Below are 13,465 nucleotides of genomic sequence, written 5' to 3'. Positions count from 1 at the left end.
GTTGTTAGCGATCGCTGGTTTTTGATCCTACCTCACCAAATCGCGTTGCTCCCGAGTATGTTGAGTTATCAAAAAAACGTGATGATTTGGTAAAAACCCTGTCTGGGGGTATGAAACGACGATTGCAGATTGCCAGAGCTTTATTGCATCAACCGCAAATTCTCTTTTTGGATGAACCAACGGTAGGACTAGACCCCCAAACTAGGCGACGGCTTTGGGAAATTATTCGAGATTTGAATAAGCAGGGAATGACGATGCTACTGACGACCCATTATATGGATGAGGTTGAATTCTTGTGCAATGCTTTTAGTTCTACCAAGCCAGGACACATCGGTATTATGGATAGCGGTAAGCTGATTTCTTTAGGAACTTTACAACAGCTACGTTCTGCTCACGGAGAAGGTTTGGTGATGAAACAATTAGGTATATCTAGCGTGGGAAGTGATGGTGCTCGTAGTTGGGAATATCTGTTTTTCCCATCTTTGGAAGCAGCGAATATTTACTTGAATAAACAGCCCGATAAAACCGGAATGATGGTGCGTCCCTCTAACCTAGAAGATATTTTTGTGGAATTAACGGGACGCCAGTTAGATTAATCTCATCCTCCTAACTGCCGCAGCATGGCTTCTACCCTGTTGACGCCATCTGAGTCATTGCGCCGCTTGTACAAGTCACGGGCTTTCTGAAGCAAGCTGTTTGCTTGTTTGGTTTGTCGGCGCTGTTTATACATCGAACCCATTAACTCATAAGTCTGGGCGTTGTTCTTATCCAATTCGATTGCTTGTTGATATGCCCAGCTAGCAGCATTATAGTCTCCCATCCGAGATTGCGTCACAGCCAATCCTAGATAGGCATTAACGTTGTTACGGTTCAGTTGTATGGCCCGACGGTAGCCTTCTTTTGCCCCACGCGTGTCGCCCAAATTCGCTTTGATGTAACCCACCGCGTAGTAAAAATCACTATTGTTAGGGTTGATAGCAATCGCACGACGATAAGCTGTTAATGCCGCCTGGTAATTTCCCTGTTGAGCGTATAAATACCCAATACCTGAATGAATTTTAGCATTTTTGGCATCTAGCCTAGCTGCTTGCTGATAAACTGCGATCGCACCACCATAATCGCCCGTATCCACTAACCTTCGTCCTTCTTCTAGTAGTTGCTTTAACTCTGGGTTTTTGCTTTGCGCCACTAATACCTGAGCCTGAGCCACTGAAGGTATAGTCAAGGAAAAACATCCTAATAACACCACACTCAGCACAATTGATGTTGGCTTGTACACAGTAAATTTCCTGAAATTTTAGAGGACTTTTTTCTTGTACATTAAAACAAAAATATAGACTTTTGAAAACTGTATTTCTTCGTATTGATTAAGATGTTAATAATTCATTGACTCTTTCCTTTACATTAGCGCTACATTACAGAGTTTTTACTGAATGATGAAGTGTAAGATATCAAGTTTAGATGAAGTTACCTACATATAAATCAGTAAGATAGCAAAATGACACTTTTTTTACCAGTAGTTATACGTGCCATTCATAAAAGCCCAATAGGCATCTAGCTTAATTTTAGAAAGTGGCCCACCAATTTCAGAAGATTTAAGATTTATTTCTGTTTATTGTTTTCTGGAACAATTTGCTGACTCTATATCCAATTATTCACATTTTTATACTACCCTGTAGAAAATCGCAATTTAGGCATTTATATCCTTTTCTGGACATTACACGGTAAGATAAATTTAACAAGCTAAATGTTTTTTCAAATGCTAGTTTTTAGCCAGTAAGTGAGAGTGCAAATGTGTTCGCGACCTAAAATTATCTGAGAGCATGTTTATTAAGCTTGTATCAATACAAACTAGTTTTGTATGTGAATTTTAATAATAAATATCAACCTATATACAATCTGGGAGGCTAATTTATGATTATAACTACCACTGATGTAATTCAAGGAGCCGTTATTGAGTCATATTTAGGCATTGTGACAGCAGAAGTAGTCTATGGTAGCAATTTCTTGCGGGATTTTCTGGCGGGTATTCGAGATATTATTGGTGGACGCACAGGTAGCTATGAGCGTCTATTTGAGCAGGGTCAACGCAAGGCATTAGAAGAATTAGAACAACGAGCACAACGTTTAGGAGCAAATGCTGTAATTGGGATTGAAATTGATACTGGCACAATCAATATTGACCAGTCAGGAGTTCTTTTGCTGATTACTGCCACAGGTACTGCTGTGAGGATGCGTTGATTTTTAATTATCCTTACTTTTGACAATGGTTACAAAGTTTTGTCTTAAGTCTAACTGCATACATAATTAAAGCTGGTTTTTCATAAAACTTAATAATTAATTGTGTTTTAATTTAATTTTAATTTTGAAATTTTATTTTCTAAAAAGTTATTTAAATACTAATAAATACTAAATTGTATTAAAAAATGTTAAAAAACTATTTTTCTCACTAAAGATATACCTATTAACTCTTTCTATTGATAGATATAAAATAAGATGATTTAGTTATTTAATTTTAAGTATAAACATGAATATACCTGAGATAAACTTTGCTGAAACAGCACTGGAGAACATAAGCTATGTCATACGTAAATCGCACAGGGAATGACGTTATTCCTACTGATCCTGTGGTATCAGGTCGAGTAAGTGAATATCATGATCTTGTTCGCTGGGGGCCGATTATTTCTGGTTTGTTGGTTGCTTTAGCTACTCAATTAATTTTGAGCGCTATAATTGGTGCTTTTGCGGCAGGTACAGTTGAAGGTTCAGGTGCACCCAGATCAATTGCCTCTAACGCTGCGGGTAATGCGGGGCTTTGGTCAACTATCGCTTTACTAATTTCCCTATTTACTGGTGGTTGGGTTACAGCCCGTGCTTGTGGCCCGATGAACCGCAATACAGCTCTTCTTAACGGTGCAATTCTTTGGGCAACGACTTTAGCGGTTAGCTCATGGCTGTTAGCAAGCGGAGTATCTGGTGCTTTTGGTGTTGCTGCTTCTAACGCTGGGGAAGTCATAAACCAAGTACAACAGCAGGGTGGTGTTAATGTACCACAAGCAAACATCAGTGCCCAACAAGCTCGTGATGCAGCAGCTAATTTACGTTCGGGATTGTGGTGGTTTGTGTTTGGTTCTTTGTTAGGTTTAATAGCCTCAATGGTTGGAGCCGCAACTGGAGCTCGTAGTCCCCGGGCTAACAATTACAATGCTTAAATAATTGTTTGACAAATTCAATATAATGAATTTATAAAGCACTTTTCAAAAGGTGCTTTCTGTTTTTTAATTAATACTGCCTCACTTCCTCCATGCAAATGTATATTCTTAATCCTCTTGTAGCGACTTTCCAAATAGCCTTTTAGTTGTATTCAAACAACTATTATAATCCCAGGTTAAATCTTTTTAAGAGTTGAGTAGAACCGAATAAAAAATATGAGAAAAATAGTTACTTTTTTATTTGGCTTAGGTTTTGTATTCAACGCTAGTTTATTTGTTCCCCAAGCTATCAGAATCGTCAGAACTAAAAGTGCTAAAAATATCTCTTTAATAACTTTTGCTGGCTTTAATATTATTTAATTTAACAGTGTTCTTTATGGTTATTATTACAAAGATCAAATTTTGATGTATGGTAATTTAGTTAGTTTTATTGCCTGTGGAACAGTAACATGATTGGCAATATATTACAGAAAAGGATAATCTATTAACTAGATAAATCCAAAATACTCCTATAAGATTCCTATTTATTTTATTTTTTCAATAAATGTAGGGTAAGCTTTGCCCAACCTACATTTATTGTATTGAAAAAATTTTCATACTATATCTTTAAATCACCACTTGAGATATGCAGCTTCAATGCCCTGTTCACGTCGGATTTTGCCATCTTTTTCAAACCAAGCAATTACTTGCTGTGCTGTCAAATCTTCAATAGCAACGCTGTATTCTTGAGCGATATGTTTCAAAACCTTCAGTGATGAAATTGTCAATCTTGTTAAAAACTTTTCTGGGGAAGACAACAAGGCCGCGTCTACTTTTGCTGACTCTTCCAGGGTTAAAAATTGTGTTGATGGTTGCTGTGGTGGTACATCCATAAATGAAATGCTATCTCAAATTTAGTTGATTATTAGGTATTGGGCATGGGGCATTAGTTATTAAAAAAAGACTAAGGACTAATGACTAATGACGAATTTGCACCAAATAGCCACAACGGTGTTCGCCATCAATAATCCAGTGGGTGCGTTCTACGGTACAATCAGGTAAGACGGATGCAAACATTTCTAATTCATGACCACAGATGCTGGGGAAAGACTCGGCAACGTTAGAAATGGCGCAGTTATGCTCCATTAAGATAAAGCGATCGCTCTCAAAGCAGTCATTCACATCAACAGGGTGATACTCCGCCATGAAGCCTTCCGCTTTTCTCAACTTTACTAAGTTGGCTACACGTTCTCGCAGTGAACCGTTACCGACGCGATCGCGATATTCTAAGGCTTTGCGCTGCCACTGTTTCTCTAAAATCGATTTAAATTGGTCGTGTCCTACCGTTTCGGCTAAGGTGTCTAGCAACGAAACCGCAAAATTTCCGTGGCCATCACCAAAGCGATCGCTCATTGTTCGATGCAAGCGATCGCGTCCCTGACGACTCAGTTGATAAAGATGCTGTGGCCGCCCCATCCCCGCCGCCTGTACTGATGTCGAATACAAAACTAGCTCCTCCGTCTCCAAATCTTTGAGATGGCGACGAATCGCTTGGGGGGTAACGTCTAAAAGTTCAGCTAGCTCCAAAGCCGTTGCTTTTTCGTGTTTATGCAGATATTCTAGGATATCTTGCTTGGTTGAGGACTGGTGGGTAGTCGCCATCTTATAGTTGGTGCAAGACGTTCAGCGAACGTCCCAAAAATTTCTTTGAAAATTTGACTTTGACAACATTGTTGTTGTTAATTTAGCGTAAAATGAAGATAAGTTAAACAACATAGCTGTTGTTTTATTATCCACCACTATTCTAGCAGCCGTGTAACCATTCCGTAACGTGATATGGGAATCGGTTAGCCACAGCCCGCCTCCCATCCTAAAAGAGTTCAGAACAAGAGAGATTATTACTGATGAGTGCCACTGTCAAAACCTTAGTCAACCAACCCTACAAGTACGGCTTTGTCACCGATATTGAAGCCGACACTATTCCGCGTGGACTAGACGAGGACGTTATCCGCTTGATCTCCTCTAAGAAGAACGAGCCGCAGTTCATGCTGGACTTTCGCCTCAGAGCTTATCGCCAGTGGCAAAAAATGACGGAACCAACTTGGCCTAATGTCAAGTACCCGCCAATCAATTATCAGGATATCATTTACTACTCAGCGCCAAAACGCAAGAAAGAAAAACTAAACAGCTTGGACGAAGTTGATCCAACCCTTTTAGAAACCTTTGAGAAGTTAGGCATTTCTCTATCTGAACAGAAGCGATTGGCAAATGTCGCCGTTGATGCAATTTTCGATAGCGTTTCTGTCGCTACTACATTTAAAGAAAAGTTAGCGGAAGACGGCGTTATTTTCTGTTCGTTTTCGGAAGCCTTGCAAGAACACCCAGAACTGATCAAAAAATATTTGGGTAGCGTTGTTCCTATAGCTGACAATTATTTTGCCGCCTTGAACGCCGCCGTATTTAGCGATGGTTCTTTTGTCTACATTCCTAAAGGCGTGAAATGTCCAATGGAACTGTCTACCTACTTCCGCATCAACTCCGGTGACACGGGACAATTTGAGCGGACTTTGATTGTCGCCGAAGAAGGTAGTTATGTTTCTTACCTCGAAGGTTGCACCGCACCGATGTATGATAGCAACCAATTGCACGCCGCCGTTGTGGAACTTGTCGCCCTCGACAACGCCGAAATTAAATACTCTACTGTGCAAAACTGGTACGCTGGAGATGCGAACGGTAAAGGCGGTATTTACAACTTTGTCACCAAGCGCGGTTTGTGTCAGGGCGTAAATTCCAAGATTTCCTGGACTCAAGTAGAAACAGGTTCGGCAATTACTTGGAAATATCCTAGCTGTGTCTTAGTGGGTGATAACTCTGTGGGTGAGTTTTACTCAGTGGCGCTGACAAATCATCAGCAGCAAGCTGATACGGGTAGTAAGATGATTCACGTAGGCAAGAATACCCGCAGTACAATTATTTCTAAAGGAATCTCCGCAGGTAATTCTAGTAATAGCTACCGAGGTTTGGTGAAAGTCAATCCAACGGCGAAGGGGGCGAGAAATTATTCTCAGTGTGACTCAATGCTGATTGGGGATAATGCCCATGCTAATACTTTCCCTTATATTCAGGTGCAAAATAACGGTGCGAAGGTGGAGCATGAAGCTTCTACTTCTAAGATTGGGGAAGATCAGTTATTTTACTTTGCTCAACGGGGTATTTCTTCAGAAGATGCTATTTCGATGATGATTAGCGGCTTCTGTAAGGATGTTTTCAATCAGCTACCGATGGAGTTTGCTGTGGAAGCTGATAAGTTGTTGAGTCTGAAGTTGGAAGGCAGTGTTGGATAAATGGAAGCAAGGATAAACACAGAGACATCGGCCTTCTGTGTTTATCTTTTGGAAGAGTAACGTAGACGCAAAGCGGCTTGCCGCAGGCTACCGCGAAGACGCTAAGAGCGCGAAGAGAGAAGAGAGAAGATGATTATTGAAAATAGTGAAGTTGTGCTGTCGGTACGGAATCTGACGGCTAATGTTGATGGGACACCGATTTTGAAAGGTGTGAATCTGGAGGTGCGATCGGGTGAAATTCATGCGATCATGGGGCCGAATGGTTCTGGTAAGAGTACCTTTTCTAAGGTGTTGGCTGGGCATCCGGCGTATGAGGTAACTGGCGGTGAGGTGATTTTTCAGGGACAAAATCTGCTGGAGTTGGAACCGGAAGAACGCGCAAGAAGTGGTGTATTTTTGGCGTTTCAGTATCCGTTAGAAATTCCGGGTGTGAGCAATTTGGATTTCTTACGGGTGGCGTACAATTCCCGGCGCAAGGCGCAAGGTTTAGAGGAAATAGACGCTTTTGATTTTGACGATTTGATTGAGGAAAAATTGGATGTGGTGAAGATGAATCCCAGTTTCCTTAGTCGGAGTTTGAATGAAGGGTTTTCTGGTGGTGAGAAAAAGCGGAATGAAATTCTGCAAATGGCGCTGCTAGAACCAAAGTTAGGAATTTTGGATGAAACAGATTCGGGTTTGGATATTGACGCGCTCCGAATTGTGGCGAATGGGGTAAATCAATTGGCAACTCCAGAAAATTCTACAATTTTGATTACTCACTACCAACGATTACTCGATTATATTGTGCCTGATTTTGTGCATGTGATGGCACAAGGGCGGATTATTACGAGTGGTGGTAAGGAACTGGCGCTGGAATTAGAGTCTCGCGGTTATGACTGGGTGCTAGAAGAATTTGCAGTTGCTGAGGTGGGTGTCTAATGAGTATTCAAGTATCTCCTAGTCCAATACCTAATTCAAATGCAGTCAGTTTGACATCGATGTTAGATAGAGATGATTATCTGGCGGGATTGTTAAATCAGGTAACGGCAAATAAAACAGAAGGTTGGTTGCAGGAATTACGCCAAAGTGCTGCTAATTGGGTACGTCACTCGATTATCCCGACTACCCGCGAGGAAGAATGGCGATTTACTGATTTGTCGTCTCTACGAAAGGTGCAATTTAATGTAGAGACGGGAAATTTTGCGTCTCTAGAATTTGATATTTTGCCAGAAGCGGCTAATAGTCGTTTGGTATTTGTGAATGGCGTTTTTGCGCCGGAGTTATCAGCAGTTTCAGATTTGCCATCTGGAATTGTGGTGAGTAATTTGGCTGGTTTGTCTGTGGTTGAGCAGGAAGGTGTACAGCAGTATTTAGCTCAAGCTGAGGGAGCGCAGGAAGTTTTTACTGCTCTCAATACGGCTGGGATAACTGATGCAGCTGTGGTGTGGGTGAAGAAGAATGTGGTAGTTGAAACGCCAATTCATTTGGTGTTTATTTCGGTTGCGGGGGAGACTGCGACGATTTCGCAGCCGCGTTGTTTGGTGGTGGCGGAAAGTGGTTCGCAGGTAACGTTGGTTGAAGAGTATAGGAACCACCAAGGCGCAGAGAAAGAGGGAGTATATTTCACCAATGTGGTTACGGAAGTTTGGGTTGCTGACAATGCCGAGGTGAGTCACACTAGGGTTGAGCAAGAAGGTGCAGAGGCTTTTCATATTGGGAAAACTGCGATCGCACAAGCTCGTGATAGCCGATATACAAGTCATGCCATAACTTTAGGTGCGAAGTTGTCGCGGCATAATTTAGAAATTTTGCAAACTGGTGAGCAGACACAAACTACTCTCAATGGTTTGACGGTGATTTCTGGTAAGCAGTTGTCTGATACTCACAGTGCGATCGCACTCAACTATCCCCACGGTACAAGTGACCAATTGCATAAATGTATTGTAGGCGATCGCGCTCATGCGGTTTTCAATGGTAAAGTTTTTGTACCCAAACTAGCGCAGTTAACAAATGCATCCCAGTTGAATCGCAATTTGCTGCTATCATCGAAAGCCAGAGTTGATACCAAACCCCAATTGGAAATTACTGCGGATAATGTAAAGTGCGCCCACGGTGCTACCGTTAGCCAATTGGAAGATGATGAAATATTTTATCTACAAAGTCGGGGAATTGATGAAAACGATGCTCGGAAGTTGTTAATTAACGCCTTCGCTGCTGAAGTTATCAACCAAATACCGATTCCCTCTCTGCGAGAAATCCTTTTAAACACAGTCAATAATCTTAAGTCCCTGACTAATGAGTAATCACTAATCTACCAATGACTTTTACTCCTACCAAAACCCTTGCTGATAAAGTTCGCGCTGACTTCCCGATATTGCATCAGGAAGTCAATGAGAAACCCCTGGTTTATCTCGATAATGCTGCGACATCGCAAAAGCCTTTGTTTGTATTAAATGTCTTGCGGGACTATTACGAGCAATATAATGCTAACGTGCATCGAGGTGCCCATTCCCTGAGTGCTAAAGCTACTGATGCTTATGAAGGTGCTAGAGATAAAGTTGCTAAATTCATCAATGCTGCATCACGTCAGGAAATCGTCTATACCCGCAACGCAAGTGAGGCGATTAACCTAGTAGCCTACAGTTGGGGCATGAATAATTTGCAGCCGGGAGATGAAATTATTCTCTCGGTTATGGAACACCACAGTAATATTGTGCCTTGGCAATTGGTGGCACAAAAAACGGGTGCAGTACTGAAATTTGTGGAATTAACACCAGAAGAAACTTTTGATTTTGAACAGTTTAAAAAGCTGATTTCCGAAAAAACAAAGTTAGTGTCGGTGGTGCATATTTCTAATGCTTTGGGTTGCATTAATCCAGTGGAAGAAATTGGTGCGATCGCTCACAGTTACGATGCTAAATTCTTAGTTGATGCTTGCCAAAGTGTTCCCCACTTCCCTGTTGATGTACAGAAAATAGATTGTGATTGGTTGGTAGCTTCCGGTCATAAAATGTGCGCTCCAACTGGGATAGGATTTCTGTATGGCAAGTTAGAATTGTTGAAATCAATGCCACCATTTTTTGGTGGTGGTGAGATGATTGCAGAGGTGTATTTAGACCATTCCACATACGCAGAATTACCGCATAAATTTGAAGCTGGTACACCTGCAATTGGAGAAGCGATCGCACTTGGTGCTGCGATAGATTATCTTAGCAATATCGGCATGGATAAAATCCACGCCTACGAAGCAGAATTAACAGCTTATTTGTTCCAACAATTAGAGCAAATTCCCCAAATTAGAATTTACGGCCCCAAACCAAATGCAAAAGGTGAAGGTAGAGCCGCTCTTGCGTCGTTCACAGCCGGAGAAGTTCACGCCAACGACTTATCTACATTATTAGATCAAGAAGGCGTTGCTATTCGTTCTGGACACCACTGCACACAACCATTACACCGTTACTTAGGTCTTGCTGCAACCGCACGAGCAAGTCTATCTTTCTACAACACCCGTGAGGAAATTGATATTTTCATCAAAGCACTGAAAGAAACTCTCGACTTTTTTGCAGGTTTCCTTGCTTAAAGTTATAAAATATTCACACAGTAATTGTGCCAAATATCAGCAACATATCTTGCTAATAATTGGCACAATTTAATTATCTGGATTTTGAGCGAATATTATATTAATGACATAGGTAAAATTATTGGGATTTTATCTAACATTCTGACAGAAGAAGTATTGTAATATGCTTGTCAAGTCAACGCCTGCTGAACAAAGAACAGTGCTACAGAATATTAGCTGGGAAACCTTTGAAGCCTTGTTGAGAGATACAGGTGAAGATAGAGGTTCTCGGTTTGCTTATGACTGTGGTGTTTTAGAAATCATGACTCCACTTTTTGAACATGAAAATCCCAAAATTCAATTTGACCGTTTTATTCTAGTTTTAGCTGAAGAATTAGGAATTGAAATTAGAAGTGCTGGTTCAACAACATTGAAGCGGAAAATATCAAAGCGGGGAATAGAACCAGATAGTTGCTACTATATCCAGAATGAACTAGCTATTAGAGGTAAGCAAACTTTAGATTTAGAAAGTGATCCGCCGCCTGACTTAGCAATTGAGATTGACATTACCAGTAGTTCAGTTAACAAATTGGGGATTTATTCAGCGTTGAATGTAACTGAACTTTGGAGATATGATGGACAAAATTTAAAGTTTTATCAGTTGATAGAGGGGCAATATGTCGAGTGTAAGTTTAGTATTGCTTTTCCTATAGTTTCTGTAAGTGAGATAAGCAGATTTATTGAGCAAAGTAAAAGTATGGGAGAAATTGCTTTACTCAAATCATTTCGCGCTTGGGTCAGGGAGAAGATTAAAATAGAGTGACTTTTGCCTAGATTTGCAATTATCGCATTTATGAGTCACTCTCAAAACTGTGGGATATTCTCTTAATAGTATCTACACTTGTACCAATTTCCATGATGGCATCCCATTTTTCCATTAACTTCTCAATCACTATATAACGGCATTTTTTATCGAGCTTTAGATTTTTAAAGGTAGCTCGTGTCAGTTCTTTCTTGACTTTATTAGTACGTGATTCTGGAACGACTATATAAAGTGGAAAATTTAAATTTGGACAAAGCGTAACTAAATCAGCCATCCTTAGTAAACCTGAGTAAATAGGTGTAGTAAGTTCAACTTCAAATGCCGCAGTAATTTGATGACTACCACTTAACCAAACTACATCAATGTACTTAACTGTTGATTGTGCATCGTTCCCAATTCCTAATGGTGGGAAAGAATCAATACTCAAGTTTCCCAATTGTTCTTTCTCCCACATACGTGAGCGATCATTAGAAGCAATCCACACTGAGCCACAAAGCTTTTGACCTAACTTAGCTAATATCCACTGCATTTGTGTATGTTGTTGTGTTTCATTAGTATTTTCAATACTGCTAATCATTTTGAAAGCCGCATTTACACTTTTGTGGTTCAATTTTTTTCGTAATGCTTCTGCTTTTGCAAGATTACCAACTAAAAGTGCCTCATCAATAGCTAATACAACTTTACGAGCCTTTTCATAATTAATACCACTTCCTATACCAACCCTCTTCGCTATGACATCCCTAGTACTTCCCACGCCAGATCCTTTACTTCCCTGACGCTGACGAGAGTTATTTCGCTCAATAGCTTCCCAAGTTAATCCTTCTCGGCATTTTTGCTCTATAGATTTTTCTCTGTTAGCATTCTCCAGTAAAAGAGCTTCTAATTCAGCGATTTCATCAGTAAACTCTTTTTCTTCAATGGGAACTGTTACCCAACCTAGATATGACACCGCTTTCCAACGCCGATGTCCACTGATGATTGTACCCTCTGGTGTAACAATAAGCGGTTTAACCCATTTAGACCTTTCAATATCTTGAGCTAGTTGCTCAATATCTTCGTCGCCGTAAATACCTTCGTTTTTTGGATGTGGATGAAGTTCAACAATCTTGCGTTCTTTAATCTGAATGTTTGCCATTTAGTATAATTACGAAGTCACACTGTGTCTGATGCACTACTCTAATCTAACAGTGGTATTAATGTATCGAAAAGAGCAAAGAATCAAAATATATTGCTTGTTTGAGTCTAAAAGGTGAGCGCACCTCTTAACTAAGCCACAACTAAAACGCGATCGCTCTCTTACTCCCTAACCCAGTATTATCTTTCTTATGATGTGTGAGGATTACTAGATTGGCTGATATCGGCTCGTATCGGGTGCGATCGCTAACTCAAGATAGGGGCGAACAAGAGGCTGTCATTTCCCTACTTGATGCTTTACTTTCTTAGGAAGAAGATAAGTTATTTATAATCTAAAAATAAGATTATATTGAGCAAGTACACTCACAACAACCATGCACCCTATATTAAAAGTCGATATTTGCGAACTAAGTGTATCTGAACGTATACAGCTTACCGAGAAGTTATGGGACAGCATTCTTACCACACCTGAGAAAGTTATTCTTAGTGATGAACAAAAACAAGAATTAGATAGACGCTTGGAGATGCATCGCCAAAATCCAAACCAAGGTTAAACCTGGCAATCAGTGAAGCAAAGACTAGGTTTACCTGAATGAGATATTAGTTAATAAAAGCGATCGCACCCCACAAAATCAACTCAAAGAATCTGGATCTATCCCCAACCTTCGCAATTCTTCTGCCAACCTTTGAGTGCGTTCTTCAGCAGTGGTAGCACGTTGTTCGGCAGCGATCGCTCGTTCTTCTGGTGTTAGATACCTGACTCCTTGTTTGTCATACCAATACAACCAATCCCGCGTAATTCCCTGATAGGTTCCTCGTTCATAACCAATTGCTAAACCTATCTCTGATAACCAAACTAAATTTCCTGGCTGCAATACATATTCACCATTTATAAAGCGATAAACTTCTAAAGGTGGTTTTCTCCGGCGTTGGGGATTGTAGACAACATAATACAAAATCTCCATCTCAGCATAAAGTTTCTTTTTGCTAGTGTATTCCCCACGCCGTCTGTGAGAAACAACTTCTAATGCCATAATCGGCATCACCTTTTCTTCCCACAACACATAGCTTAAACGCAAGTTCTCATCAAAAACTCGCTCGACTCCTAAACTTAAAAATCCATCGGGTACAATCGGCGGTAATTCGGGATCGTAATATATCCCCATATCAACGCCAAAAAACCAATCCATCCGGCTTGTCCACAGCCAAGCTAAGATGGCTTCTAGCAAGCCAGGAATCAAATGTTGTAGTTGATTATCCACAGGTTCATCGTCAGAATCTGGCAGATCCTCGGCGGAGGGTAAGCAGTGTAATGGGTTGTAATTTAACATGGTGGGTGCGATTGCAAACTTATAATATTGATGATATCTATCCACCTCTGACTTTTTCTTGCGATAATTCCCAAGGGGGACGCGCTCTCCACTGGTTAGTA

General features: G+C 40.6%; 14 protein-coding genes and 1 pseudogene. 10 read left to right on the top strand and 5 right to left on the bottom strand.

All coding sequences use genetic code 11. From position 1 onward, the window contains the following. Positions 1-53: 53 nt before the first annotated feature. Positions 54-596 (top strand): annotated as a pseudogene (locus ACFE90_RS06095) (ATP-binding cassette domain-containing protein); the annotation flags it as partial. A 2-nt stretch (positions 597-598) separates the two neighbouring features. Here ACFE90_RS06095 and ACFE90_RS06090 read toward each other — a convergent pair. After that, positions 599-1,279 carry a tetratricopeptide repeat protein gene (locus ACFE90_RS06090; RefSeq protein ID WP_375498685.1) on the bottom strand — a complete coding sequence of 227 codons (681 nt, stop codon included), beginning with the start codon at positions 1,277-1,279 and terminating at the stop codon, positions 599-601. Between the two features lie 635 nt (positions 1,280-1,914). Here ACFE90_RS06090 and ACFE90_RS06085 point away from each other — a divergent pair. The 3 genes from ACFE90_RS06085 to ACFE90_RS06075 all read left to right on the top strand — a co-directional run bounded on the left by ACFE90_RS06085 (position 1,915) and on the right by ACFE90_RS06075 (position 3,572). Then, the gene (locus ACFE90_RS06085; RefSeq protein WP_196528493.1) at positions 1,915-2,241 is read left to right on the top strand and encodes a YbjQ family protein; all 327 of its coding nucleotides are present in this window, start codon (positions 1,915-1,917) and stop codon (positions 2,239-2,241) included. 338 nt (positions 2,242-2,579) lie between these two features. Next, on the top strand, positions 2,580-3,212 hold the full coding sequence (locus tag ACFE90_RS06080) for a hypothetical protein (RefSeq protein ID WP_375498683.1): 633 nt from the start codon (positions 2,580-2,582) through the stop codon (positions 3,210-3,212). Positions 3,213-3,428: 216 nt separating this feature from the next. Then, entirely contained in the window at positions 3,429-3,572 is a 144-nt protein-coding gene (locus ACFE90_RS06075) for a PQ-loop domain-containing transporter (RefSeq protein ID WP_375498681.1), read from the top strand. Between the two features lie 251 nt (positions 3,573-3,823). Here the strand turns inward: ACFE90_RS06075 and ACFE90_RS06070 are convergent, their stop codons facing one another. Together ACFE90_RS06070 and sufR are read right to left on the bottom strand one after the other, a co-directional pair. Further along, a complete protein-coding gene (locus tag ACFE90_RS06070; RefSeq protein ID WP_190938991.1) occupies positions 3,824-4,084 on the bottom strand; it encodes a hypothetical protein in 261 nt (86 codons plus the stop codon). 85 nt (positions 4,085-4,169) lie between these two features. Next, positions 4,170-4,853 (bottom strand): iron-sulfur cluster biosynthesis transcriptional regulator SufR, encoded by a 684-nt coding sequence (gene sufR / locus ACFE90_RS06065; RefSeq protein WP_375498679.1) that lies wholly within the window; start codon positions 4,851-4,853, stop codon positions 4,170-4,172. 242 nt (positions 4,854-5,095) lie between these two features. Between sufR and sufB the strand changes: the two genes are divergently transcribed. The 5 genes from sufB (at position 5,096) to ACFE90_RS06040 (ending at position 10,899) form a co-directional block, all read left to right on the top strand. Beyond that, positions 5,096-6,535: a Fe-S cluster assembly protein SufB gene (gene sufB / locus ACFE90_RS06060; RefSeq protein ID WP_109009508.1), complete on the top strand. Its 1,440-nt coding sequence runs from the start codon at positions 5,096-5,098 to the stop codon at positions 6,533-6,535. A 129-nt stretch (positions 6,536-6,664) separates the two neighbouring features. Continuing rightward, positions 6,665-7,456 carry a Fe-S cluster assembly ATPase SufC gene (gene sufC, locus ACFE90_RS06055; protein ID WP_375498677.1) on the top strand — a complete coding sequence of 264 codons (792 nt, stop codon included), beginning with the start codon at positions 6,665-6,667 and terminating at the stop codon, positions 7,454-7,456. After that, the gene (gene sufD / locus ACFE90_RS06050; protein WP_375498675.1) at positions 7,456-8,820 is read left to right on the top strand and encodes a Fe-S cluster assembly protein SufD; all 1,365 of its coding nucleotides are present in this window, start codon (positions 7,456-7,458) and stop codon (positions 8,818-8,820) included. The genes sufC and sufD overlap by 1 nt, the downstream gene beginning before the upstream one ends. A 14-nt stretch (positions 8,821-8,834) precedes the next feature. After that, the gene (locus ACFE90_RS06045) at positions 8,835-10,097 is read left to right on the top strand and encodes a cysteine desulfurase (RefSeq protein ID WP_375498673.1); all 1,263 of its coding nucleotides are present in this window, start codon (positions 8,835-8,837) and stop codon (positions 10,095-10,097) included. Between the two features lie 163 nt (positions 10,098-10,260). Next, positions 10,261-10,899, top strand: coding sequence for a Uma2 family endonuclease (locus tag ACFE90_RS06040; protein ID WP_375498671.1), 639 nt, complete (start codon positions 10,261-10,263; stop codon positions 10,897-10,899). 28 nt (positions 10,900-10,927) lie between these two features. Here ACFE90_RS06040 and ACFE90_RS06035 read toward each other — a convergent pair whose 3' ends face one another. Continuing rightward, entirely contained in the window at positions 10,928-12,034 is a 1,107-nt protein-coding gene (locus ACFE90_RS06035) for a ParB/RepB/Spo0J family partition protein (RefSeq protein ID WP_375498669.1), read from the bottom strand. A 373-nt stretch (positions 12,035-12,407) separates the two neighbouring features. Between ACFE90_RS06035 and ACFE90_RS06030 the strand changes: the two genes are divergently transcribed. Further along, positions 12,408-12,587, top strand: a complete 180-nt coding sequence (locus ACFE90_RS06030) for an addiction module protein (protein ID WP_375498667.1) — start codon at positions 12,408-12,410, stop codon at positions 12,585-12,587. Between the two features lie 78 nt (positions 12,588-12,665). On the opposite strand, the gene ACFE90_RS06025 is transcribed toward ACFE90_RS06030, so the two are convergent. After that, positions 12,666-13,364 carry a Uma2 family endonuclease gene (locus tag ACFE90_RS06025; protein WP_375498689.1) on the bottom strand — a complete coding sequence of 233 codons (699 nt, stop codon included), beginning with the start codon at positions 13,362-13,364 and terminating at the stop codon, positions 12,666-12,668. Positions 13,365-13,465: the final 101 nt, after the last annotated feature.

Origin of the sequence: uncultured Nostoc sp. (assembly GCF_964245445.1) — a bacterium.
Lineage (GTDB): Bacteria > Cyanobacteriota > Cyanobacteriia > Cyanobacteriales > Nostocaceae > Nostoc.
Note: the sequence above shows the minus strand (reverse complement) of the source record. Positions and strands in the feature narration are given on the sequence as shown.